The 26,239-nt window shown below is 41.0% G+C and carries 17 protein-coding genes, 2 tRNA genes and 3 rRNA genes; 8 read left to right on the forward strand and 14 right to left on the reverse strand.

Annotated elements, in window-relative coordinates:
- Positions 1 to 255 precede the first annotated feature (255 nt).
- The 6 genes from tssH to MTO68_RS22830 are packed head-to-tail and all read left to right on the forward strand — an operon-like array spanning position 256 to position 7,825.
- Positions 256 to 2,928 (forward strand): type VI secretion system ATPase TssH, encoded by a 2,673-nt coding sequence (gene tssH / locus MTO68_RS22805; protein ID WP_244014480.1) that lies wholly within the window; start codon positions 256 to 258, stop codon positions 2,926 to 2,928.
- A gap of 19 nt (positions 2,929 to 2,947) precedes the next feature.
- Complete coding sequence (gene tssA / locus MTO68_RS22810) at positions 2,948 to 4,051, forward strand: type VI secretion system protein TssA (protein ID WP_004823588.1); 1,104 nt, start codon at positions 2,948 to 2,950, stop codon at positions 4,049 to 4,051.
- 6 nt (positions 4,052 to 4,057) lie between these two features.
- Positions 4,058 to 5,422 (forward strand): type VI secretion system baseplate subunit TssK, encoded by a 1,365-nt coding sequence (gene tssK / locus MTO68_RS22815; protein WP_004823587.1) that lies wholly within the window; start codon positions 4,058 to 4,060, stop codon positions 5,420 to 5,422.
- A gap of 14 nt (positions 5,423 to 5,436) precedes the next feature.
- Positions 5,437 to 6,237: a type IVB secretion system protein IcmH/DotU gene (gene icmH, locus MTO68_RS22820; protein WP_004723567.1), complete on the forward strand. Its 801-nt coding sequence runs from the start codon at positions 5,437 to 5,439 to the stop codon at positions 6,235 to 6,237.
- An 11-nt stretch (positions 6,238 to 6,248) separates the two neighbouring features.
- A complete protein-coding gene (locus MTO68_RS22825; protein ID WP_244014482.1) occupies positions 6,249 to 6,845 on the forward strand; it encodes a hypothetical protein in 597 nt (198 codons plus the stop codon).
- The gene (locus tag MTO68_RS22830; RefSeq protein WP_244014484.1) at positions 6,842 to 7,825 is read left to right on the forward strand and encodes a M15 family metallopeptidase; all 984 of its coding nucleotides are present in this window, start codon (positions 6,842 to 6,844) and stop codon (positions 7,823 to 7,825) included. The genes MTO68_RS22825 and MTO68_RS22830 overlap by 4 nt, the downstream gene beginning before the upstream one ends.
- 266 nt (positions 7,826 to 8,091) lie before the next feature.
- Here MTO68_RS22830 and MTO68_RS22835 read toward each other — a convergent pair whose 3' ends face one another.
- The 13 genes from MTO68_RS22835 to tauA form a co-directional block, all read right to left on the reverse strand.
- Positions 8,092 to 8,403 carry an ankyrin repeat domain-containing protein gene (locus MTO68_RS22835; protein WP_244014486.1) on the reverse strand — a complete coding sequence of 104 codons (312 nt, stop codon included), beginning with the start codon at positions 8,401 to 8,403 and terminating at the stop codon, positions 8,092 to 8,094.
- Positions 8,404 to 8,588: 185 nt separating this feature from the next.
- Positions 8,589 to 8,703: ribosomal RNA gene (gene rrf / locus MTO68_RS22840) — 5S ribosomal RNA — on the reverse strand.
- 167 nt (positions 8,704 to 8,870) lie between these two features.
- Positions 8,871 to 11,761, reverse strand: a 23S ribosomal RNA gene (locus tag MTO68_RS22845).
- A 337-nt stretch (positions 11,762 to 12,098) separates the two neighbouring features.
- Positions 12,099 to 12,174, reverse strand: a tRNA-Ala gene (locus MTO68_RS22850).
- A 44-nt stretch (positions 12,175 to 12,218) separates the two neighbouring features.
- Positions 12,219 to 12,295: transfer RNA gene (locus MTO68_RS22855), tRNA-Ile, on the reverse strand.
- A gap of 59 nt (positions 12,296 to 12,354) precedes the next feature.
- Positions 12,355 to 13,893 (reverse strand): 16S ribosomal RNA (locus MTO68_RS22860).
- Together the 16S, 23S and 5S rRNA genes with 2 tRNA genes alongside form the textbook arrangement of a ribosomal RNA operon.
- Positions 13,894 to 14,480: 587 nt before the next feature.
- Entirely contained in the window at positions 14,481 to 16,223 is a 1,743-nt protein-coding gene (locus MTO68_RS22865; RefSeq protein ID WP_244014488.1) for an ATP-binding protein, read from the reverse strand.
- 24 nt (positions 16,224 to 16,247) lie between these two features.
- Positions 16,248 to 16,604 (reverse strand): hypothetical protein, encoded by a 357-nt coding sequence (locus MTO68_RS22870; protein WP_244014490.1) that lies wholly within the window; start codon positions 16,602 to 16,604, stop codon positions 16,248 to 16,250.
- Positions 16,605 to 17,139: 535 nt separating this feature from the next.
- Positions 17,140 to 19,041 carry a 5'-nucleotidase C-terminal domain-containing protein gene (locus MTO68_RS22875; protein ID WP_004818124.1) on the reverse strand — a complete coding sequence of 634 codons (1,902 nt, stop codon included), beginning with the start codon at positions 19,039 to 19,041 and terminating at the stop codon, positions 17,140 to 17,142.
- Between the two features lie 299 nt (positions 19,042 to 19,340).
- Complete coding sequence (gene tauD, locus MTO68_RS22880) at positions 19,341 to 20,204, reverse strand: taurine dioxygenase (RefSeq protein ID WP_244014492.1); 864 nt, start codon at positions 20,202 to 20,204, stop codon at positions 19,341 to 19,343.
- Between the two features lie 95 nt (positions 20,205 to 20,299).
- Positions 20,300 to 21,142 carry a taurine ABC transporter permease TauC gene (gene tauC, locus MTO68_RS22885; protein ID WP_004818127.1) on the reverse strand — a complete coding sequence of 281 codons (843 nt, stop codon included), beginning with the start codon at positions 21,140 to 21,142 and terminating at the stop codon, positions 20,300 to 20,302.
- Entirely contained in the window at positions 21,142 to 21,966 is an 825-nt protein-coding gene (tauB, locus tag MTO68_RS22890) for a taurine ABC transporter ATP-binding subunit (protein WP_244014494.1), read from the reverse strand. The genes tauC and tauB overlap by 1 nt, the downstream gene beginning before the upstream one ends.
- Positions 21,967 to 21,984: 18 nt before the next feature.
- On the reverse strand, positions 21,985 to 22,974 hold the full coding sequence (gene tauA, locus MTO68_RS22895; RefSeq protein ID WP_004818131.1) for a taurine ABC transporter substrate-binding protein: 990 nt from the start codon (positions 22,972 to 22,974) through the stop codon (positions 21,985 to 21,987).
- Positions 22,975 to 23,336: 362 nt separating this feature from the next.
- Between tauA and MTO68_RS22900 the strand changes: the two genes are divergently transcribed.
- Positions 23,337 to 24,344 carry a putative solute-binding protein gene (locus MTO68_RS22900; RefSeq protein WP_244014496.1) on the forward strand — a complete coding sequence of 336 codons (1,008 nt, stop codon included), beginning with the start codon at positions 23,337 to 23,339 and terminating at the stop codon, positions 24,342 to 24,344.
- Positions 24,345 to 24,471: 127 nt separating this feature from the next.
- On the opposite strand, the gene MTO68_RS22905 is transcribed toward MTO68_RS22900, so the two are convergent.
- Positions 24,472 to 25,137, reverse strand: coding sequence for a glutathione S-transferase family protein (locus tag MTO68_RS22905; protein ID WP_244014498.1), 666 nt, complete (start codon positions 25,135 to 25,137; stop codon positions 24,472 to 24,474).
- A 210-nt stretch (positions 25,138 to 25,347) separates the two neighbouring features.
- Between MTO68_RS22905 and MTO68_RS22910 the strand changes: the two genes are divergently transcribed.
- Positions 25,348 to 26,220, forward strand: a complete 873-nt coding sequence (locus tag MTO68_RS22910) for a LysR family transcriptional regulator (RefSeq protein WP_244014499.1) — start codon at positions 25,348 to 25,350, stop codon at positions 26,218 to 26,220.
- Positions 26,221 to 26,239 lie beyond the last annotated feature (19 nt).

A 26,239-nucleotide genomic window follows, 5' to 3' on the forward strand; every position in this document is an offset into this window, starting at 1 on the left:
AAAACGTGCTCTCGTCAAGTTAAATTTCGTATCAATATTTTAACCGTTTGATAAAAATGACTTTTTTAATTGGTTGTATAATATACATAATATCCTGTCTTCACAAAAGTTTTTTTTTATGTAAAATATTTCCAGTGATTTTTAAAAAATTATTAAATATTTGATTTCAATATACTAATTTTAATGCCAAATTTATAGGCTAGAAAATTTAGAATTTATTTGCCTAGAAATAAAGTTTTTTGAGAGAGACAGAAAATGACAGATCTAAAAGTTTTGATTAAAAAGTTATCAGCATCTTCACGTACATCTTTAGAACAATCCGCCAATTTATGTGTAAACCATCAAAATTTTGAAATCGAAATCGAACATTTTTTTGTCAAATTATTAGAACAACAATCCAATGATCTTGAACTTCTACTTAATAAATACAAAATTTCAAAAGATGCACTTTTAACGGATTTATTAGAGTGTATTTCTCAACTTCCTAAAGGAAATACCCGTACACCTATTTTTTCCAAATCAATTGTTAGACTTCTTGAACAAGCATGGTTACTTGCTTCGGCTGAACCAGACCCAGTGATCCGAAGCGGTCATTTATTGATTGCGCTTTTAACAGCATCTGATCTTTATCAAATTGCCATTCGAGCATCGAGTTTATTTGATCTGTTTCCAATTGATACGATGAAGCATAAATTTTTGGAAATTTGTGTAAACAGCGCCGAAAATATTCCAACAAATTCTCAAGAACAAGAAGCTGAACTTAAGAATCAGCCAACAGACCATTCTGCTTCGAGCAAAAAGACACCTGCATTAGATCAGTTCACCATTAATTTGACTGAAAAAGCCCAAAAAGGTGGGATTGATCCAGTCATTGGTCGTGAATATGAAATCCGTTTAATGCTTGATATCTTAATGCGTCGTCGTCAAAACAACCCTATTTTAACGGGTGAACCTGGTGTGGGTAAAACCGCAGTTGTGGAAGGTCTGGCATTAAAAATTTCACAGAACCAAGTGCCCGATGCGTTAAAAAATGTCCAATTACACTCTTTGGATATGGGGCTGTTACAAGCAGGTGCAAGTGTTAAAGGTGAGTTTGAAAACCGCTTAAAACAAGTGATTCATGAAGTACAACAGTCTTCTCATCCAATTATTTTGTTTATTGATGAAGCTCACACCATGATTGGTGCAGGCGGCCAAGCTGGGCAAAATGATGCTGCGAACTTATTAAAACCTGCACTTGCACGCGGTGAATTACGCACAATTGCAGCAACAACTTGGGCTGAATATAAACAGTATTTTGAAAAAGATGCTGCTTTAAGTCGTCGTTTCCAAGTGGTCAAAGTAGAAGAGCCAACGGAAGAAGTCGCGATCGATATGCTACGTGCCATGATTCCAGTGATGGCCAATCACTTTAATTTACGCATTGATGATGAAGCGATTATCACCGCTGTTCATTCTTCACATCGTTATATTAGTGGACGCCAACTCCCGGATAAAGCCATTAGTGTGCTTGACACCGCTGCAGCTCGTGTTGCGCTAACCCAAAATGCTCAACCGGTCAAACTCGATCAACTTAAAGCACAACAACATAATTTAAATCTTGAATTCAATATTATTGAAAATGAACACCGCCACCAGCCAATTCATGAAGAACGTTTAGCTCAGTTAACATCATCATTGGAATTGCTTGATCAAGAAATTCAGCAAACAGAACAACAATGGCAAGCTGAATTGGCACTGATTCAAAAAATTCAAGCATTAGAAACTGCTGAACAGGCTGATTCGAACAAAGATGAGATCTTCAATACACGTACGCAGTTAGCTGAGCTACAAGGTCAGCAGCCATTGGTCTTTGAACGTGTAAATGCCCAAATTATTAATGAAATTATTTCAGACTGGACGGGTATTCCTGTTGGCAAAATGGTCAATGATGAAATTAAGCAAATTCTCAGTCTGGAAGAAAAACTTGAAAAACGTGTGATGGGACAAGATTATGCCCTACATCAGTTGGTTCAAGGTATTAAAACATCAAAAGCACGTTTAGAAGATCCAAATAAACCACAGGGTGTTTTCATGCTTGTTGGTCCAAGTGGTGTAGGTAAAACAGAAACTGCCTTAGCACTTGCCAATGAACTTTATGGTGGTGAGTCACATTTAATCACCATCAATATGTCTGAATACCAAGAGGCGCATACGGTTTCTTCACTTAAAGGCGCACCTCCAGGATATGTCGGGTATGGTCAAGGCGGTGTTTTGACTGAAGCCGTTCGACGTAATCCGTATAGCGTTGTGTTATTAGACGAGATTGAAAAAGCACACAGCGATGTCCAAGAACTGTTCTACCAAGTTTTTGACAAAGGTACGCTCGAAGATGGTGAAGGTCGTGTGATTGATTTTAAAAACACCACGATATTACTGACTTCAAATACGGGCTCAAATGCCATCATGCAGGCATGCCTAAATCAACCTGTCGAAGAATGGCCAAGTGCTGAAGAGCTGACTGAACAACTCAAACCAAGCTTATACAAACAATTTAAACCGGCATTCTTAGGCCGTATGCGAATTGTCCCTTATTTCCCACTACATGATGATCTGTTAGTCAGAATTATTGAGCATAAACTAGGAAAAATTACAGCACGACTCGAAAAACAGTATGAAACCAAAGTGACATATAGCGATGATTTAATCGAATTAATTCTAAGTCGTTGTACTGAAGTTGATAGTGGCGCTCGTAATGTTGATAACATTTTAAATGCCTCAGTGTTACCTGCTTTGGCCACTGAAATATTGGTGGCTTTGGCTGAACAAAAAATACCAAAAGTCATTCATATTGATACGAAAGATGATGAAATCATTTACCTATTAGATCCACAAGCGAAGCCAGCAAAGAAAAAGTCGAGCAAAAAGTCAAAAGTTGTGGAAGCTTAAATATATACGAGTATAGAAAATGGATATAAATTTAGACGTCTTATTAGAGCCTATTTCTGATGCTCATCCGTGTGGAGAAGATTTATCTTTTTCCAATGAGTTTCACGAAATTAAAAAAGCACGTACCCATGATGATCCTTTATTAGACCAAGGTGATTGGATTTCTGAGCCAAAGCAAGCCGACTGGTCATTTGTTGCAGAAAAATCAATCCAATTACTCACGCAAAAAACCAAAGATATTCGTTTATTAACATGGCTTACTGAAGCTTGGACAAACCTCTATGGCTTTGAAGGGCTAATCAAAGGACTGGAACTGAGTCACCGTGTTTTAGAACAGTTCTGGTTAAAGATTCATCCTGAAATTGAAGATGACGACTTAGATCAACGCCTAGGCTTACTTCAAGGTTTTACCACCCAATTACCGAGCTTGGTAAAGAATGTTCCGCTTATCAACATTCAACCATTTTATTCACTTGCCCAATACGAAAAATTCTTACATTTACAGAATAATCGTCGTAAGCAAGCCGAAGATTCTGACAGTGTAGAAGCGTCCTTAGAATTAGATCAATTCAATCAGGCGCTATTCAACACCTCTCGCACTTTTCAATATCAAAATTATCAGCAATTTCAAGAAATTTTGCAGCATTGGAATATTATCAAACAAACATTAGATGCACTGATGGAGCTGGAAGCACCAAGTTTTGCGAGTATCGATTCACAGTTTGAAAATATTCAAATGAATCTGAAAAAAATCTATAAAGCAGACTCATTTGGAAACAACACCAATACAGCTGCAGTTGAAGATACCCCAGCTCAAATGACAATGCCAGTAACAGAAACAACGCATTCAGCTCCAATTCCACAAACACAAACATTTCAGCCTCAACCACAAAGCCATTTACAAAACCGTGAACAGGCAATGCGGGTTTTACAAGAGATTGCCGATTACTTTCAAACCAATGAGCCGCATAGTCCTGTGAGTTATATGCTGCAAAAAACAATTAAATGGAGCCAAATGCCTTTACATGAATGGTTAACTCAAGTCATTAAAAATGATAATCCCCTTGATTCTATTCAAGAATTATTGGGCGTAAACCAAAATAATGAATCTTCTGAATGGTAATCATCTATGTTTAAAGCAGAAAAAGTTCTTTGGGGTGAAGGTTTATTTTTAAGACCACAACACTTCCAATTACAAGATACGTATCAAGAACAACGACTTAACCACACCATTCGTTCAACGATTCCTTATCCTTATGGAATTAAAAATCTTCGATTTGACGAAACACAGTTGGGCACACATGTGCTTGCTTTAGAGCAAATTGATATGATTTGGCAGGATGGTGAAATTTACCAAGCGCCGGCCAAAGATCTGTTACCACAACCGATTTTATTGGATGAACTGAACTTGCGTGGGGAAATGTTAATTTACTTAGCATTGCCTATTTTACAACCGAATAAGAAGAACATCTCTGATGAACAGGATAAACAACCTGCTCGCTACCATTCATATTTGAATGAAACTCACGATCTTTTTACAGACGCATCCCCTGCTGAAATTACATTTCTTCGACGCCGAACTGAATTTAAACTTTTTGATGTTCAAGCAGATCCAAATCAAGATTTAGATGGTTTTTTATATCTTGCTATCGGAAAAATTCGACGTCATAGTTCAGGGAATTTTGAGATTGATTCAAAATATATCCCACCAATTTTACATATTCAGTCAAATGAAACCTTATTGGCAAATTTGAAGCGAACGTTGAACGTTGTTCGTGCCAAAATTAAAATGATTCAAACCAATAACCGTGAAAATGAACAAAAGCTCATTGAGTTTAGATCGGGTGATATTGTTTCATTCTGGTTGGTCAATGCACTAAATACTGCTCATGCGACCTTGAATCATCTGTTACAAAATCCACAGATTCACCCTGAAAAACTATTTTTTGAACTTCTGCGTTTAACGGGTTCATTGCTGACATTCTCGACCGCATATGAAGTTGAACATTTACCACAATATCAACATCATAACTTGCAAGATAGCTTTAGCCAGCTTGATAAAATTTTACGCGAATTGCTCGACACGATTATTTCAAGTCGTTATATCAGTATTGCGCTAAAAGAAATTCGCCCATCTTATTGGGTCGGAAGCTTAGAAACAGATAAAATCACTAAAGAATCAAGACTTTATATCGCTGTTTCTAGTAGCATGATGCAAACCCATGAACTGATTCAAATTGTCCCACTGCGTTTCAAAGTCGGGAATACTGTCGATGTTGAACAACGTGTTGTTGCAGCACTTCCTGCAATCCCAATTCATCATTTAGTCCAAATTCCAACTGCTATCCCGGTACGTTCTGGTGTGAATTATTTTGAAATTGAACCACATCATGAAATGTATCAACGTATGCTTGATTCTGAAACCATCTGTATTTATGTTCCTGCAGGTTTCCAAGATATCAGTATTGAATTAATTGCAGTGATGAATGGTTAAGCGAGGAGTATGTCATGAGCCAGAATAATATTGCCCCCTCACTGTTTGATGATGGACAAATTGGTGGAGGTTCTTTACCGCAACAATCCAAAATCACACAAGCAACCAATTTAGTCGATCTTCTACATGACGGATTTTATATTGTTTTCTTATTGAAGAATCAGTATGTGCCAGAAAATGCAAACGGCTTTAAAGACAAAATTTTAGATTTGTTGAATCGTTTTGAACACCAAGCAAAAAAACTGCAGTTTTCTCCTGAAGATATTCATGATGCAAAATATGCATATTGTGCCTTAATTGATGAAACCATTGTTACTCAACAAGATCCATCATTCTTTAACCTGCAAAATCATTGGTTAATCAGTCCACTCCAATTAACTTTATTTGGTTCACAGCTTGCAGGTTATCGTTTCTTTGAGTTTCTCGAACTGATTCGTGCTCGTGGTAAAGAAAGATTGGCTTCTCTCGAAGTTTTTCATTATTGCTTATTGCTTGGATTCCAAGGTAAGTATCGTATTGAATCAATTGAAAGTTTAAATCATCTTGTGGCACGAGTCGGTGATGAAATCGATTATTTAAAAGGCAAAAAGACGGCCTTTTCTCCTTTTGCGGCTTTACCAGATCAAATCAAAAATATTATTCATAAAGAATTACCCTTTGTTTGGATTTTAATTTTCCTGTTGTTATTTGCTGTACTGGCTTTCGCTGGCCTAAAATTCATGTTGAATAAGACGGAAAATGCTTCTATTGCGAAATTTAATAATGTGATTTCTGCACCTGCTGAACAAGCACATATCACTATTCAATTGCCTTGACAGGTTGAATTATGACACAAGAAAAACAAACATCTATTCGTATATTACAAAGTAAACCCGCTAAAAAAACATTGGGGAAATCGTCTGTTTTTCTACTTGGTTTAATTGCTGGGATGGTTATCTCTGCTATTTTCTTTTTTGTTTTTATCAATATCAACCCAACAGAAAATACCAGTACCAATACGGATTCGGTTGCAACACAAGAACCTGAACTACGCGATGTGCATGCTGAAGAAACAGCAACCAATCATCACGATGAAAATGCTGGTGCATATAAGCAGCATATCAATGAAAAAGATTTCAATCAGATTTTTAAACATGAAAATAAGGTTGCTGCTCAGAAAAATCCAAATCCGAATGCCTCCCCGTTTGAACAAATGCTAAAACCAGAGGCGAAACCAGCAGTGCCACCGCCAGCTGCAACCAGACCACAGGCTGCAATAACCGCAAAACCAGTACCAAAAGCAAAAGTAGAAGCAAAAGCAGAAACTGCGGCTAAACCTACTGAAAAAGAAGCCGCACCTAAAAAAGAGGAAGCGCAAGAAGCTTCCCCTGAAGGTACCGTGAAAATGACGATAGACCGTAAAGTCATAGAAAACAAACCATGATTTTGTTTGTTGTCATTTGTTTTATCTTTTTGGTGCTTGGTCTAACTTTTCTGATGTCTTATGAAATTAGACATAAAACTTTAGACTACCTTAAAGCACTTTTACCGCAAGGTAAGAGAAAGCTGGCTTCTGCAAAGCACTTTGCAGAACAAATGAATCAAGCAGCCTCAGCCCATCAAACCCAAACCCATTGGCATTTACAGCAATGGTGGATTTTGATTGCGGGTTTCTTTTTACTTTCCAGCATTCTTGTTTTTGCATTTACACGACCAATTGATCCGACAAAGGTTGAAGCAGAATATTTAAGAAAAACTGACCCTCAAATTTATGCGCTATTAAATGGTGAGGTTTTAACCCCTCCTCCAGCAGTGGATGAAAGCTTAATTGATGCTGCGATTGTTCAAGCACAGATATTGGAAAGAGAAAATCCTGTTCCAAATCATCAATTTCCGAGTGTAAATCCATCAGCTATAGATAATGAAGGGATTGGAGATCAACGTAGCAGCTTCGATACAGCAATGGTTGACCGTAAATGGGACAAAATGCATCCAAGTTATAAGCAGCGTTTACTGATGGTCTTTAAAATCATGAAAGAGCGCCATGGTTATGAAATGGTGCTTTTAGAAGGTTATCGTAGTCCAGAACGTCAAACTCGTTTATCTGGCAATACAGCCACGACTTTAGCCAAAGCCTATCAAAGTTATCATCAATTTGGTTTAGCAGCCGATGTTGCCTTTAAACGAGATGGTAAAGTTGTTATTTCTGAACGAGATCCTTGGGCATGGAAAGGTTATCAATTATATGGGGTTGTTGCTGAATCTGTAGGTTTAACATGGGGTGGACGTTGGACACGCATTCACGACTATGGTCATACTGAGTTCCGTATGCCAGGACTGCGTAAAAACCGTGAATCTGCTGAACGCTTGATTGCTGAAGCACAAGGCAAAGGACTTATGGCAAATAATATTGATGTAAATTAATAGCCATGTTGTCTGTGTAGGAAAATGCTTACAGCAATCACAGCGATTGTCATCTATACGATCAAAGCAGAGTCTTATATTCTATAGTTATAGGGAACAGGAAGTTTCCCAGACATAAAACAACAATAAAGCGTCTGAGCATCAGGAACGTGAGATTCGACAGGAGTCAGATCTAACACACCAATACGAAGAAAACCCCATCAGGATGATGGGGTTTTCTTTTTATATCTATAGCATATCTGATTCACATCATATTGTTTGAGAATCTATAAACCATTTAAATACGTAATAATCTGTTGATTTTCAGCCATTTCTGCAAGCTCTAATGCGGTAAATTGGCTTTTATAGTCTTTGTTTGCGCCTTTAGAAATCAATAATTTAACGATATCTAAATGATCATTTTCCGCCGCAGCTTGTAGCGCACTATAGCCTTCATCATCAGTTTGATTGACATCAACACCTTGTGATAATAGTTGTTCGACCTGTTCAAACTCTCCTAAAGATGCAGCATACACCAGTTCAGGAAGATGTAATTCTTCATCATGATCAGGAAGCGGTGAAAATGAGTTAAGTTTCATAAGAAATACCAAATTTTTGTTCAATTATTATTTAGCTAAAAATTTTAAAGGTCAATAGTTCATTATTCAATGAACTCAGTGATCAATTAACTTAATATAACGAGATCTGTTTCATTTCGATAATAGACACTCAGCATAAAAAAACACCCCGCTCTCGCTAGAGATCGGGGTGTTTTAGATTTAAAAGCTGGCGATGACTTACTCTCACATGGGTAACCCCACACTACCATCAGCGCTAAGAGGTTTCACTTCTGAGTTCGGGAAGGGATCAGGTGGTTCACTCTTGCTATTGTCGCCAGCAAACTGTTATGGACTTGTTCGGGTCTTATTTAAATGCCTTACTTCGTACCAAATGAGTTTAACAGAACATTTGAGTTGGGTATTGTAACTAGCTTTACAACTAAATCAAGTATGTTTGATCTTTTATGAATCAAATGATGCTTCATATACAACTGCTTGGGTGTTGTATAGTCAAGCCTCACGAGCAATTAGTATTGGTCAGCTTCATGCGTCACCGCACTTCCACATCCAACCTATCAACGTCGTAGTCTTCAACGGCTCTTTAGAGGACATAAAGTCCTAGGGAAATCTTATCTTGAGGTAGGCTTCCCGCTTAGATGCTTTCAGCGGTTATCCCTTCCGAACATAGCTACCCGGCGATGCGACTGGCGTCACAACCGGTACACCAGAGGTTCGTCCACTCTGGTCCTCTCGTACTAGGAGCAGATCCTCTCAAATTTCCAACGCCCACGGTAGATAGGGACCGAACTGTCTCACGACGTTCTAAACCCAGCTCGCGTACCTCTTTAAATGGCGAACAGCCATACCCTTGGGACCTGCTTCAGCCCCAGGATGAGATGAGCCGACATCGAGGTGCCAAACACCGCCGTCGATATGAACTCTTGGGCGGTATCAGCCTGTTATCCCCAGAGTACCTTTTATCCGTTGAGCGATGGCCCTTCCATACAGAACCACCGGATCACTAAGACCTACTTTCGTACCTGCTCGACTTGTGGGTCTCGCAGTTAAGCGCGCTTTTGCCTTTATACTCTACGCGTGATTTCCGACCACGCTGAGCGCACCTTCGTACTCCTCCGTTACTCTTTAGGAGGAGACCGCCCCAGTCAAACTACCCACCAGACATGGTCCTCGTCCCGGATAACGGGACAGAGTTAGAACCTCAATATTACCAGGGTGGTATTTCAAGGATGGCTCCATAGCAACTGGCGTCACTACTTCAAAGCCTCCCACCTATCCTACACAAGTAAGATCAAAGTTCAATGTCAAGCTGCAGTAAAGGTTCACGGGGTCTTTCCGTCTAGCCGCGGGTACACCGCATCTTCACGGCGATTTCGATTTCACTGAGCCTCTGCTGGAGACAGCGCCCCCATCATTATGCCATTCGTGCAGGTCGGAACTTACCCGACAAGGAATTTCGCTACCTTAGGACCGTTATAGTTACGGCCGCCGTTTACTGGGGCTTCGATCAAGAGCTTCGCTTACGCTAACCCCATCAATTAACCTTCCAGCACCGGGCAGGCATCACACCCTATACGTCCACTTTCGTGTTTGCAGAGTGCTATGTTTTTAATAAACAGTTGCAGGGGCCTGGTTTCTGTGGCTGCCAATAGCTCAAGGAGCAAGTCCTATCACCGTCAGCAGCGTACCTTCTCCCGAAGTTACGGTACCATTTTGCCTAGTTCCTTCAGCAGAGTTCTCTCAAGCGCTTTGGTCTACTCGACCTGACCACCTGTGTCGGTTTAGGGTACGATTCCTGTGTAACTGAAGCTTAGAGACTTTTCCTGGAAGCATAGTATCAGCCACTTCGCTAGTAAACTAGCTTGCTATCAGCTCTCAGCATAGAGCACCCCGGATTTGCCTAAGATGCATGCCTACTGCCTTTCACCTGGACAACCAACGCCAGGCTGACTTAACTTTCTCCGTCCTCTCATCGCATTACACAGAAGTATTGGAATATTAACCAATTTCCCATCGACTACGCCTCTCGGCCTCGCCTTAGGGGTCGACTCACCCAGCCCCGATTAACGTTGGACTGGAACCCTTGGTCTTTCAGCGAACGGGTTTTTCACCCGTTTTGTCGTTACTCACGTCAGCATTCGCACTTCTGATACCTCCAGCATACTTCTCAATACACCTTCATCGGCTTACAGAACGCTCCCCTACCACGTATACATAGTATACATCCGCAGCTTCGGCATATAGTTTTAGCCCCGTTACATCTTCCGCGCAGGCCGACTCGACTAGTGAGCTATTACGCTTTCTTTAAAGGGTGGCTGCTTCTAAGCCAACCTCCTAGCTGTCTATGCCTTCCCACATCGTTTCCCACTTAACTATAATTTGGGGGCCTTAGCTGGCGGTCTGGATTGTTTTCCTCTTGACTACGGACGTTAGCACCCGCAGTCTGTCTCCCGGATAGTACTCATAGGTATTCGGAGTTTGCATCGGTTTGGTAAGTCGGGATGACCCCCTAGCCGAAACAGTGCTCTACCCCCTATGGTATTCGTCCGAGGCGCTACCTAAATAGCTTTCGGGGAGAACCAGCTATCACCGAGTTTGATTAGCCTTTCACCCCTATCCACAAGTCATCCCCTGGCTTTTCAACGACAGTGGGTTCGGTCCTCCAGTTAGTGTTACCCAACCTTCAACCTGCTCATGGATAGATCACCCGGTTTCGGGTCTATACCCAGCAACTAAACGCCCTATTAAGACTCGATTTCTCTACGGCTCCCCTATGCGGTTAACCTTGCTACTGAATATAAGTCGCTGACCCATTATACAAAAGGTACGCAGTCACCGAACAAGTCGGCTCCCACTGCTTGTATGCATGCGGTTTCAGGATCTATTTCACTCCCCTCACAGGGGTTCTTTTCGCCTTTCCCTCACGGTACTGGTTCACTATCGGTCAGTCAGGAGTATTTAGCCTTGGAGGATGGTCCCCCCATATTCAGACAAGGTTTCACGTGCCTCGCCCTACTCGTCATCATTATATGTGCCCTTTCGTGTACGGGACTATCACCCTCTACGGTAGCACTTCCCAGAGCTTTCCGCTAAAACACATATAACTTAATGGGCTGATCCCCGTTCGCTCGCCGCTACTGAGGGAATCTCAATTGATTTCTTTTCCTAAGGGTACTGAGATGTTTCACTTCCCCTCGTTCGCCTCGCATGACTATGTATTCATCATGCGATACCTACCTTATGGTAAGTGGGTTTCCCCATTCAGAAATCTCCGGATCACAGGATATTTGCCGCCTCCCCGAAGCTTATCGCAGGCTATTACGTCTTTCATCGCCTCTGACTGCCAAGGCATCCACCACATGCACTTAATTACTTGACTATACAACCCCAAACAGTCGTTAATCCCTACAAGGAGGATCAACAATGTGAACTTAATCACTTCTATTTGTTGCCTGTGAACTTAATCACCATACAGCTTCAATTTAATTCATATACCAAAACGCTTGATTCAGTTTTATCGCTAGTGCTCATTTCATTCAACATTAACAATTACTTGCTAACATCAACTAAAACGAGTTTAAACAATTATTTCAACTCAAATATATTCTGTTAATGATTCACTACCGCCTCGTCAGCGAGTAGTTAACTGTGATAAATCACAGAACTTAATAAGCTATCGGCTTACTAAGTTCTGTAATCACTTAGTCTTTAATTAGTGGTGGAGACTAACGGAGTCGAACCGTTGACCTCCTGCGTGCAAAGCAGGCGCTCTACCAACTAAGCTAAGTCCCCAGCTTAAGATCTTAATATATCTGCTCTTCTGTGTTCAGTAGACTTGGTGGGTCTGACAAGACTTGAACTTGTGACCCCACGCTTATCAAGCGTGTGCTCTAACCAACTGAGCTACAGACCCTCAGATACATCAATGAAGAACAACTTGTTGTGGATTCTTACCAATCGTCAATCTTTCGTTAAGGAGGTGATCCAGCCGCAGGTTCCCCTACGGCTACCTTGTTACGACTTCACCCCAGTCATCGGCCACACCGTGGTAAGCGTCCTCCTTACGGTTAGACTACCTACTTCTGGTGCAACAAACTCCCATGGTGTGACGGGCGGTGTGTACAAGGCCCGGGAACGTATTCACCGCGGCATTCTGATCCGCGATTACTAGCGATTCCGACTTCATGGAGTCGAGTTGCAGACTCCAATCCGGACTACGATCGGCTTTTTGAGATTAGCATCCTATCGCTAGGTAGCAACCCTTTGTACCGACCATTGTAGCACGTGTGTAGCCCTGGTCGTAAGGGCCATGATGACTTGACGTCGTCCCCGCCTTCCTCCAGTTTGTCACTGGCAGTATCCTTAAAGTTCCCACCCGAAGTGCTGGCAAATAAGGAAAAGGGTTGCGCTCGTTGCGGGACTTAACCCAACATCTCACGACACGAGCTGACGACAGCCATGCAGCACCTGTATGTAAGTTCCCGAAGGCACCAATCCATCTCTGGAAAGTTCTTACTATGTCAAGACCAGGTAAGGTTCTTCGCGTTGCATCGAATTAAACCACATGCTCCACCGCTTGTGCGGGCCCCCGTCAATTCATTTGAGTTTTAGTCTTGCGACCGTACTCCCCAGGCGGTCTACTTATCGCGTTAGCTGCGCCACTAAAGCCTCAAAGGCCCCAACGGCTAGTAGACATCGTTTACGGCATGGACTACCAGGGTATCTAATCCTGTTTGCTCCCCATGCTTTCGTACCTCAGCGTCAGTATTAGGCCAGATGGCTGCCTTCGCCATCGGTATTCCTCCAGATCTCTACGCATTTCACCGCTACACCTGGAATTCTACCATCCTCTCCCATACTCTAGCTTCCCAGTATCGAATGCAATTCCCAAGTTAAGCTCGGGGATTTCACATCCGACTTAAAAAGCCGCCTACGCACGCTTTACGCCCAGTAAATCCGATTAACGCTCGCACCCTCTGTATTACCGCGGCTGCTGGCACAGAGTTAGCCGGTGCTTATTCTGCGAGTAACGTCCACTCACTGTAGGTATTAACTACAGGAGCCTCCTCCTCGCTTAAAGTGCTTTACAACCATAAGGCCTTCTTCACACACGCGGCATGGCTGGATCAGGGTTCCCCCCATTGTCCAATATTCCCCACTGCTGCCTCCCGTAGGAGTCTGGGCCGTGTCTCAGTCCCAGTGTGGCGGATCATCCTCTCAGACCCGCTACAGATCGTCGCCTTGGTAGGCCTTTACCCCACCAACTAGCTAATCCGACTTAGGCTCATCTATTAACGCAAGGTCACAAGTGATCCCCTGCTTTCCCCCGTAGGGCGTATGCGGTATTAGCATCCCTTTCGAGATGTTGTCCCCCATTAATAGGCAGATTCCTAAGTATTACTCACCCGTCCGCCGCTAGGTCAGTTACCGAAGCAACCTCCCCCGCTCGACTTGCATGTGTTAAGCCTGCCGCCAGCGTTCAATCTGAGCCATGATCAAACTCTTCAGTTAAAAATCATTAGTGACTTAAGGTCACAATTCTGGCTCATCAATGTACTGACAAATTCTCTTAAATAAACTTCGAGTAATTTAAACCAATCAATCAATGATAATATTTCGATCAATCAATCAGTAAAAATCCACACAAGTTGTTCTTCATATTCTCTTAATGATCTTCTCAATGCTTCGTCAGCATCAAGCTAGGTCGGCTATACTACTCTCTATCTCTAAAAAGTCAATCAATAATGTTAATTATTTTTTCTAACAAACCCAACTCCAATCTCATCTTAAAATCTCAATTCGAAATCTTAACAACTTAATCAAGTGCCTGATTTATCAGAAGTTTTATTTAACATCACCGCCGATGGATGTGCATTCTACAGCATTCCCTAACCAACACAACCCCTTTTTTTAAACTTTTTTATCGGATGTGCGTTTTTTCCTCAAAATCAGTGTTTTTTTATGCTTTTTATCTATTTTTTAAGCATTTTTCATTATTTTTTTCATATTAAAGTTATTTTTATGCTTTGTTTTCCACTCTCGAATTACAAAATCTAAGCATTATTCAACTGAATTAGGATTCAAAAAGAAAAACCGCATCAATTTGATGCGGTAAATCCTATACTTTGTGCACTTTTATATTTTGCAGTCATTTCATCTGTTAAATGCTGCAGAATAGAACCCACATTTTCAAAAGGATGAAAACAGGACTGTCGTACAATCACCGCAAAGTCTCCAGCACTTAAACGATCTAAAGATTGCAGTTTTACTTTTATATCGGCTTCATGAACAATAAGTTTGAGTTGTGTACAGACATTTTCCAATAAAGCCAAACGCTGTGCATAATTTAAAAAATCAAAATGCATTTTAAAATCGAAACGGCGTAACGCAGCTTGATCAAGCTCATCAAAGCGATTGGTTGTCGCCACCACGATGCCATTAAAGCTTTCCAGTTGAACCAAAAACTCATTTACCTGCGAAACTTCCCAAGAGCGGGTTGCTTGGCGGCGATCTTGTAATAAACCATCTACTTCATCCAGCAATAAAATTGCCTGTAAGTCTTCGGCTTCATGAAACGCTTTAGCAAGGTTCTGTTCTGTTTCACCAACCCAAGCAGAAATTAAGTCTGAACCACGCTTAATCAGTAATGGTCGATTGATGGTTTCAGATAACCATCGTGCAAATGCAGTTTTACCTGTTCCAGATGCTCCATATAAACATAAACGGCCAAAACCATGTTGCTGGATACCTGATGCGATCTCCGCAAGATTCGCCTTACAGTTGATATAGTTCAGATCATAGAACTTGGGCAAAGCATTACTATCTTGCAATTTAATGCCTTGATGACCCTGTGCTTTTAAAGTATTGGACACCAATTTGGTCATGCTTTCCTGTACCACTAAATGCGCATTGTGCATTTGAGCCGCTTTGGCAACACGATAACTACGGCGTAAAATTGCTGGAGATAATTGCTCAACATTGGCCAAGGCTTCCTGATACAAAGGATTAAGTTCTTGACCACAATGTTGTTCGATAAAGCTTCTGCGTTGCTTTTTAGGTGGCACTTTAATTTCAAGTACCATATCAAAACGGCGTATAAACGCAGGATCGAGCTGATCAGAATTAGACACCCAAATCGTTGGTGTACGATTTTGCTCTAAAATACGATTGACCCAAGCCTTACGACTTTGCGCAGTGCTTTTCATCCCCACACCATTTTCGGTGTCATTAAACACATCCTCAACTTCATCAAACATCAATAAAGCAGATTGACTGTCGAAAATGCACTGCGCTGCACGATACGCACATAAACGCCCTGTGGCTGAAATTGCATCACCATCTTCATCTTCACAGGAGATTTCAAAAAGTTGCACCGCCATTTCATCTGCAAGGGTCTTACACAGTTGTGTCTTTCCTGTGCCTGAACTGCCATAAAGGAAGATATTTACCCCCTGTTGCTTACTCATTTTGACTTGCTTTAAGTAAGTTAGGAGTAAAGTCAATTCAGTGTGTAAATGAGGATAATCCTCTAAGGTTAATTCAGCAGGCTGACTTTTATTAATGGTTCCAACAAACAGATCCATCACATCATTGGTTTTCACCAATAACTTATCGGCCAATTGGTTTGACACCAGATTCAATTTCCCACGTAAATAATTACGATAGTGTTGTTGAACACTGATTAAGCCACTGCGATGTAAACGCCCTTGTACAGACAAAGCCTGCCGAATTGCTTCATAAGGTAAATCTAAAACCACAGCCAAAGCACGTATGGTTTTAGACGCAGTCAATTCACCGATGGTATCCGCAATATCATCTAGAAGTTGTTCACTATTTAACATCACGATAAAACCTAAAATCGTACTTTAAACAGCATTTAAATCCAGTAATTGCTGTATTAACTTCAGGTTATATTGCAACTCAGCATTGAACTGAAAATTATCTAATAAATTTTGCTGTTGGCTATTTTTATGCAAATGGTTGAGTTCCTGATAAGCAGCTTGCTCATCGAACTTATCTGCAAGTAATGCTTCAGAAAAACCTAACTTTTTTGCAATCCATTGATGACTAAAGCAATGATCAGAAATAAATTCTTTTGCACCGCCTAACTCGACCAAAAATCGAAAAGCCCAAAGTTTTACAATCGGAGAAATTTCAGCAAAATCCGCTACGTCAATCTGATGCATATTTTGTGCAAAAGGTTGATTAATATATTCGTTCATATATTCACTTTTTTCTTTTCATGACTAAGGCTAAACTTTTTTCAATTTGCATTTTCTGCAAGCAAAGTCATCCCTCAGAACATGTATATTCTTTAAAATAAGGTTTATTTTCGTTTAATTTAAACGATTAAAAATGTATAGGGTCTATTTAAAGCCCAAAATGAGAAATACGTTAAACAACATGATTTTTCTCCCGAATATTGAATTTAACAGCTGATTCAAATCACATTTTAAGCACCCAGCTTAAAACGATGGGTTCAATCAAGATATTATGGTTATCCTGCAACCAGTCAGTGGTTGTAAACAATCTTGTCAAAAAGGCAACGTTACAAGATCAAATTGAGGCAAGTGAAAAGAAAATTAGCTTTGTCATTGTGATTATTTAAGCCATCGTGGCTAAATTTTGGCCCATTTTAAAGTTAAGCATGGATTTTTGCAATTATTTATTTATCACCAACATAGAATTTTGTCAGTTTTCATCAATGAACCAACGAAAAAATCCCGCCGAAGCGGGATTTTGATTGTCTGTTTCAGTTTATTTTGCTTTATCGATAAATAGCTGGGTACTGTATTCAGCCGTTGCTAATTTATTAATTTTCTTTTGACCTGTCTGACCAGCCAAACCTTGGGCATATTTGAGGAAAGCCTCAGCATAGTCTAAGCCAACATTCACACGGCGCTCACCAGTAATGGTTTTCAAGGTGGTATAGTAGTCACCACCATTGGCAAGAAAATCAATCGTGATCGCTTTGTAAGTCTTATTGAGATCAAGATTTTCATATTGCCCAGATGCATTACGTACTTGTATTTGGTTAAGACGCTGGCCTTTGTCTTTGGTAAAGTCAACATTCCAACGCATACCACCAGTATATGGGTAGCTACCCGTATTATTCTGGGCAATCACACCATCTATTGCATCTTCTAAGGTGGCTTTAACTTCAGCACCCGTCAAATCTAAACGCAACAATGTATTCTTGAACGGTAAGACATTATAAATTTTACCAACTGTCACATCCCCTAAAGCAACATCTTCACGGACACCACCACCATTTTGGAATGAGATATCAGCGCCAAAGAAGGTCTTTCCTTGTTGTAAAAACGCTTCAGCAATAATTTGTTGAATATCTCCACCATGTTGATCGACATGGGTATTCTTATTACAGATATCGCCGAGTGTTGAACGATTTACATCACGTTGTGTACCAGGAACTCGACGTGAACAGAGATTATCTGTGGCTTGACCTACGATTTCCTGAGCAAATTTTTTCTTTTGTTCCTGATACGGTTTTAAAACATCCAAGGTCTTTTGTAGAGGTGCTACAACAGTAAATGGAACCTGATCTGTTTTAAATTGCGTCAGTATTGCTTGTTTTTCTGTTTCGGTGACTGCTTTTGCGTCTTTGGCGGTACGGGTAAAGTTATTGCCAATAAGTACATGTGGTGTCCCACTACAGCTTTCGACATTCCCGTTCTTGTCAAACTTCACATTTAAATCACCCACGATATAACTGTATTGCCAAGCTTGCGCAACGCAGACCAATTGACCATCTTTGTTTCTCAGCTGTGTTGGATAAGCACCTTCTGGTGTCATGCCATATTTTTTAAGACTGTCAGGGCCCAATAATGTATGTGAATCACCCCCAATAATCACATCAACATCGGTAAGTGATTTTGCCAACTGTTGGTCTAAGTCGTATCCCACATGGGTTTGAAGAATAATATTTTTAATGCCTTGCGCTTTATATTGATTAATTTCTTTTTGCGCTGTTTCAATTTCATCTGCAAACAATGTATCAGCATTCGGTTGCGAAGAGTTTTTGGTTTTCTTGGCAACCGTTAAACCAATGATTGCAAATTTCACCCCCTCTTTTTCAAACACTTGTGACTTCAAAATACGGTTGGTTTTATACAGTGGTGATGATGCACCAAAACTGACATTGGCCGTTAAAATTTGGGTTTTGTCTTTACAAGAACTTTGATCCAAGAAACCAATAAATTTCTTTAATCCATCATCTTTAGAATCAAACTCATGGTTACCAGGCGTAAATGTATCAAAACAAACGGTGTTCATTGCATCTGCGTCTGCTTTCCCATCCGTTAAGTTATAGTACAAATCGCCAGTGATCGCGTCACCTGCATGTATTTTTAAAGCATTTTTCTTTTCTACTGCAAGTTGGTTAATTAAGCTGGCAACACGTGCAAATCCACCACTTGCAACACTAAACTCTTCATCCCCTGTCCCCACATTGCTTTTAAATTTAATGCTTTCTTCATCTAAATGTGAATGATGGTCATTAATATGCAAGATATTCAGTTCCAAAGCTTTTGCCTCTACTGGTTTTTCAGTGCTTGAATGATCATTATCATCATTACAAGCAACCAACAGCGTAGACAGCACACTCAGCAAAATGATTTGCTTTTTATTATTAATCAACATGATATTTCCAACAAGCAATAAATATTTATGGCCTAGTATGTTGATCATTTGTTTAATTTTGATGAATAATTAAACATTATTGCTCAGCAACAAGGTTTCATCAAAGCTTGAATATTCAAATTGTTTTGTGAACACCGACAAACACAGCATACCGATACTTTGAACAACAGCTCACTTTATGATTTTTTTCTTTAATGTATTTTTTAAATGTTGAAGTTTCAAAAAGTTGAATTCAAATTCAGTTGTTTCAAAAATAAAAAACCAATCAAATTTGATTGGTTTTTATAACAAGTTAAACCTTAATCTGCTTGATAAAAAGGTTTATCACCCATCAAAGTGGCTCGATTCATAACACGGTGCTGAGGACGGTAATCATCAACAGCATAGTGGAAAGTACAACGATTATCCCAAAATGCCACATCATTGGCCTGCCACGACCAACGCACTACAAACTCTGGTTTCTGAATATGTTCAAACAACATTTTCAAGACAGCATCGCTTTCTTTGGCTTCGAGTTCATTGATTCGTGTGGTAAAACCCTCACTCACAAATAAAGCTTTACGACCTGTGACAGGATGAGTGCGAATCACAGGGTGGCTAATCGGAGGATGTTTTTTCTTAGCCTGTTCTAGCTTTTCTAATTCGGCAGGATCACCACCAAAGCGATCTACTGGAAATGAACGTGCAATATCATGTGTTGCAGTTAAACCAGACAACATCGCTTGCATCGGTTTGGATAATGCTTCAAACGCCGCTGTTCCACTTGACCAAAGTGTATCTCCACCCCATGCAGGGACTTTTTTTGCACTTAAAATTGCGCCCATTGCTGGTGCTTCAAGAAAAGTCACATCGGTATGCCACAGTGCATTATCCCGTAAATCATTTAATTCCGTATCTAAAACCATGATTTCGGGTTGTTCTGGAATATTGGGGTAAATTGGGTGGATGTGTAACTGACCAAATTGACGTGCCAAAGCCGCATGTTGCTGTGCAGTCATCGGCTGATTTCTAAAAAAGATCACCTGATGTTTCAATAAAGCTGCTTCAATCAAAGCCTTTTGTTCAGGTGTTAAAGGCTGATTGAAATTCACACCTTCAATCAGCGCACCAATCGTTGGATTTAATGGGGTAACTTTAAAAATATTTGAAACAACAGTGTTCATTTCTTCCTCGATCATCTCACGATATATAAAATGCATCATTAAAACGTTAAAACTAAATATAGCGTCACGCTATCGAACAGTGTAGCGAAAATAACTTACTGAGATTGCTTATCCCAAGGGACCAATTTTCTTTGCAAACGACGTAAACCAATTTCCAGAATAAAGGCAATCACAGCGATAATTAAAATCCCGACAATCACCACATCTGTAGCCAAAAGCTGTGAAGATGATTGCACCATAAAGCCCAAACCTTCAGAAGCACCAACCAACTCTGCTGCCACCAAAGTCGACCATCCCACCCCAAGACCAATACGGATACCAGTTAAAATGCTCGGTAAAGAGCTTGGTAAAACCACATGTTTAATAATTTGCATTGGGCTTGCACCCAAAGACTGTGCAGCACGAATTTTGGCTTGGTCGACTGAGCGGACACCAGTTGCTGTTGCGATAACAATCGGTGCAAAAATTGCTAGATAAATCAGTAGCACCTTGGACAATTCACCAATACCACACCAAATTACAATCAAGGGTAAATACGCCAGTGGTGGAATCGGACGATAAAACTCAATGATGGGATCTAAAATACCCCGCACAATTTTATTGCGACCAATCGCAATCCCCACTGGGATCGCAGTGATAACCGCAGCAATCAACGCTGTACCAATACGACCCAAACTTGCGCCAATATGACTCCACAAGCTAATACTCATATAGCCATTGCTGAATAAATCATTGAAACGCTGCAACACGGCGGTTGGTGATGGTAAGAATAAAGCATCAATCCAGCCTAAAGTGGTGACCAGCCACCAAATTGCAATCAAAGTAATGATCGTGATACTACTGATCAAAGTAATATTGACTTCACGTGGAACCTTCACCGCCACAGTCTGAGATTCAACTGTACGAGGGATCAATTTAGGGTCTAATTGTGCTGTCATTACTCCACCTTTTCCACTTGAGCTTGGTTGCTCTGAGCAACATGGTATTGATCCTGATTATTTTGAATGAATACACAACTCAACACATGCTCTCGCATTTCAATAAACTTGGGATCTGATTTAATACTTCGTGCTGGCTCGCCATTGGCATAGCGTTTAGCAAAATCCAACTCCAGCTTTTCCACAATTCGTCCAGGATTTGGTGCAAGAATAATCAGATCTGTAGCCAGAAAAACAGCTTCTTCAATGTCATGGGTAATTAAGAAAGTAGGTTTGGACGTACTCTTCCAAACATCTAATAATAAGCACTGCATTTGTTCACGAATGAACGCATCCAAAGCACCAAAAGGCTCATCCATCAATAATATTTTAGGGTCAGAAGCCAAAGCACGCGCTAAACCAACCCGTTGACGTTGCCCGCCTGAAAGTTCCCAGATATGGCGTTGCCCAAAGCCTTCTAAATTCACCAATTTAAGTAATGCTTGTGCACGGTTTTGGCGTGTTTTTTTATCAACCCCTGCAAGCTCTAAACCAAAAGCAATATTGTCTTCTACATTCTGCCAAGGCAATAAAACATCATCTTGGAACACCACACCACGGTCTCGGCTAGGTGCAATGATTACTTCACCATCCAGTTTTAAAGTGCCTGCTTGTGGCTGAGTAAATCCAGCAATCAAATTTAATAAGGTTGTTTTACCACTGCCTGAAGCACCTAATGCAACCATCAGTTGCTCAGAGCCCAGCTGAAATGACACATCTTTCAGTACCGGTTGTTCAGCACCCGGATACTGTGCTTGTACATGTTCTACAGTCAATACAGCCATGATGAATACTTCCGATCTCTATTTCGATGTTTGAATAAAACGCGTGTTAATAAACTGTTGATAATTTGGAGAAACCTTTCTCACCAAACCTTGTGCTTTTAAAAAGTTCACTGAGTTGACAATATTTTGTGTAGTCCGCCCACCAAGGTATTGAGTGCTTAATTGCGCCTGACGATCTGGATAGGCGGCACCAGCAAGAAGCGCTGGCACATCTTGAGCATCTACGCCGGTAATTTTGGCAATTTTTTGCACTTCAGCTGAATTGGCCGTCCAACGACTTTTATTCTGGTTATAAGATTGGTAATAGTTCAGTGTCACTGTAGAAAACTTTGTTAAGACCTCAGGATGCTTCTGTGCAAAATCTTTACGTGCCACCCAAACTTCAAATGTAGGCGAACCCCATTGCCCAACCTGCCCTGCATCCGTCATAACCTTGCCAGTTTTCTTAATATTGGCAAGTGCAGGTGACCAGACAAAAGCTGCATCTATATCGCCTCTGCGCCATGCTGCATTAATTTCAGCTGGTTTTAGGTTCAACAACCGTATTTGATTGGTTTTAATATTCCAATGCTGCAAAGCCCCCAATAAACTGTAATGGGAAGTCGAAGCAAATGGGGTGGCCACCTTTTTCCCAATCAAGTCCTGAGGACTATTAATTCCTGAGCCATTTCTCACTACTAAGGCTTCCGCACTTTTCAGATCGGTAGAAATTAAAAACACCTCTATGGGCAAATTATTGGCAACAGCTGCCCCCAAAGGACTTGAACCAATCAGTGCGATATCTACAGAACCTGAAGCCAATGCAGTTAAAACTTCCGCGCCACTATTAAATAAGCGCCAATCCAGTTTTTCCCCAATCACTTTGTCATACACACCGTCAGCCTGTGCAACTTTGGCAGGTTCTATGTTGGTTTGATAACCAATGACGATAGGGCGAGCATTTGCCAAACCACTATAGCTATATAAGCTTATAGCTGAGCAAAGCAAAATCAGTTGCTGAAATTTCATGATCAATGTATGGACTAGAATAAATAAAAAGAGATGGGAATCAGGTTCATGGTACGGTTTTTTTGTATATTATTAAAAATACGTTTTTTAGATTTACTTATACGTTTTATTGATTAACAAAACTTGAAATCTATTTTATTTTTCTAGGTCGATCAAAATTAACAAGATTTTAATTAAGCCACTAAACCTACACCAACAACCAAAACAATATCACAATAATATCTTGTTAAGATAAACATATCACATTAATTAAGCTATTCAATGGTTTGTTCATCGGAAATAGAGTAAAAACTCTATTTTTATTCAAATAAAATTACTATATTTAGTATAAATAAAACGCGTTTTAAGTATAAGGATATAACATGAAAAAGGAATTTCTTGCCCTTACTACAATCGTATTATTAGGAATATCAAGCACCTCTCAAGCAAAACAAGAAATTTGTGTTTTTGATTTATTAGGGAAAGCTGGTGAATCCTATAAAATGATGGAAGAGTGGGCACTCGCTGCAAAAACATGGCATAGCGATGTCCAGCTGATTGCTTACCAAAATGAAGAGCTTGCTGATAAAGATTTTAAAAATGGTAAATGTGATGCTGCCTATATCACCACAATGCGTGCACGCCAATACAATAAATTCGCAGGATCAATTGACGCGTTGGGGGGTGTTCCAACCAATGCCATTGCGCTCAAGGCGATTACCTTTGTCTTGGATAAGCGTAATGTAAAACGCTTAAAAACCACGATAGACAATGAAGAAATAGAAATTGGTGGAATCGGTCAAATCGGCCCTGCTTATATCTTTGTAAATGATCGAGCCATCAATACCATTGAAAAAGGTAAAGGCAAGAAATTCGCAGTATTGGCGTATGACAAAGCGCAAATTGCAATGGTTGAACGTGTCGGGGCAATTCCTGTTCCGTCCGATATTTCCAATTTTATTAAGAAGTTTAATACCGGTGAAGTACCGATGGTGGGTGCACCAGCCTATGCCTTTAAACCCTTAGAAATGGAAAAAGGGCTTGGCTCTAAAGGTGCATTAATCAATTTCCCCGTGCTCAATGTCACTGCTGATTTGGTGTTTAGATCTCAAAAATTCCCTGCTACTTTTGGCAATGACTCTAGAACCTGGTTTATTAAGCAGCTTCCGCGTCAATTCAGTATGGTCAAACGTTTAGAAGAAGGCATTCCAGCCAAATATCGTTTGAATTTAAGTAAAGCCGATACTGAAAAATATCAAAAACTGTTAAGAGATGGGCGTATGGATTTAACCCATCAAGGTATTTACGATCCAACCATGATGTCAGTGCTTAAACGGGCGCGTTGTACTGTAGATCGAACCAACTTTGAATGTTCATTGGCGGGTGAATAAGGTCTGATCAAAATTTCTGCTGTCAAAGCTTACGTATAAATCACGTGAGCTTTAAACTAGATACGGCGCAATTGCTGAGCTTGTTTTTTTGCGCCGATTGCTGTGACACATCTCGCAACGTCCCTGACTACACCTTAACCCTGCGTGATAAGGCCGAATCTCGCTTGCAAAGAAACTCTCGAAGAAGTATCTGATAGTCTGGATGTGCAGCTTCTCGCACTGATGCACGTTCAGCCAGCGCCGTGCGCCAAGCTTTTGTCTTGGGTAGATCATCAAAAAAGTGAAAATCACCGAGGCGATCAAATACATCGAAGTAGCGAAATACTGGACCAAATACAGCATCCACTAGGCTGAAGTGTTCTCCAGCAAACCAAGGCCCATTGACGAGTTCCGCCTCAATCTGTACCAGTTGTGCACGAATCAACCCAGCTTGCACAACCAATGCCATATCATTTTTGGCATTGTAGAAGGCGCCAATGCTGTTGAGCATTGATGAACCAAACGCCATCCATGCGCGATGCTGGGCACGGATCAAGGCATCGTTGGGATGTAAACGTGGTGTCAATGTATCTTCTAAATATTCGCAGATCACGGCCGACTCGAAAATCCGCACATCATCGACCAACAGTACGGGTGTCTTACCCAAAGGTGAGCACGCCTTGAACCAGTCTGGCTTGTTTGCCAAATCTACATCACGACGTTCGAAACAGACTCCTTTCTCCTTGAGCACAATCACAGCACGTTGCACATATGGGCACAGCACATGGCTGATTAAGATCAGATGGGGGCTCATTGTGTGTTCCTCCATTCAACATTACTCAGTAAGAAACAATCACTGCACCACAACACGGCTATCCACTTAATACTTAAATGGATATGTAGCAATGCACTACTATAGAGAGCGCAAGAAGTTGTATTTGCCATAAAAACTTCCAATTTACCAATGCATAGCTTTCATCATATGATTGCAATATCACAATAAAAATAGGCAAATAAGAAAGCAATGATTGCAAAATCGCAATACAAACTAGAAGCTCGTGATCTAGAAATCATTCTGGCTTTGGTACGAACGGCTAATCTTGCGAGAGCTGGTGAACGATTAAACGTCGATGCTTCAACGATTTTTCGTGCAATTCGTCGTATCGAACGTGGCTTAGGGCATCCGTTATTTGAACGCTCACGGGCAGGATATTTACCATCTGAACAAGCACAAGTACTGGCCGAACATGCCGAGCAAGTGGAAACACAGTTAGAGCAAGCCCGTTCCGCCATACAACTCACACCAGAGCAGGTATCCGGTACAGTGCGCATCGCCACCACAGATACCCTCCTACATGGTTTGCTCGCGCCCGCACTACACAAACTCGCGAATATTCATCCCTTGTTGGAGTATGAGTTGCATACTGGCAATGAACTGACGAGCCTGACGCGACGTGAAGCCGACATTGCAGTGCGCGCAACCAACACTCCCCCACTCCATCTCGTAGGCAAACACATCGCTCCAATCCGAATGGCGTTATATGGCAGTAATCGTATCGAGTACGATCAACAAGTTGAGGCTGCCGTCGACTGGATCGTCCCTGACGATGGCTTACCTGAGCATCCTTCGGTAATCTGGCGCAAACGTCATCATCCCAAAGCCGTACTCCGTTATCGCGTTAACAGTATTCTCACAGTCATGGAGTTGGTGGCCGCTGGTATGGGTGTAGGAGTACTGCCGGTATTTCTTACCCAGCAACGCAGAGATCTGATCGCTTTGACCGACACCCTCGATGAATGCCAGACTGAATTGTGGCTTCTCACACATCCCGAGTCAAAGCATCTACTGCGAGTGTCCACAGTATTTCGGCATCTGAGCAAGACATTGAATCTATAATGCATAGACGTTTCCGACG

The sequence above is a fragment of the Acinetobacter sp. NyZ410 genome, assembly GCF_022828975.1.
GTDB classification, from domain to species: Bacteria; Pseudomonadota; Gammaproteobacteria; order Pseudomonadales; family Moraxellaceae; genus Acinetobacter; species Acinetobacter guillouiae.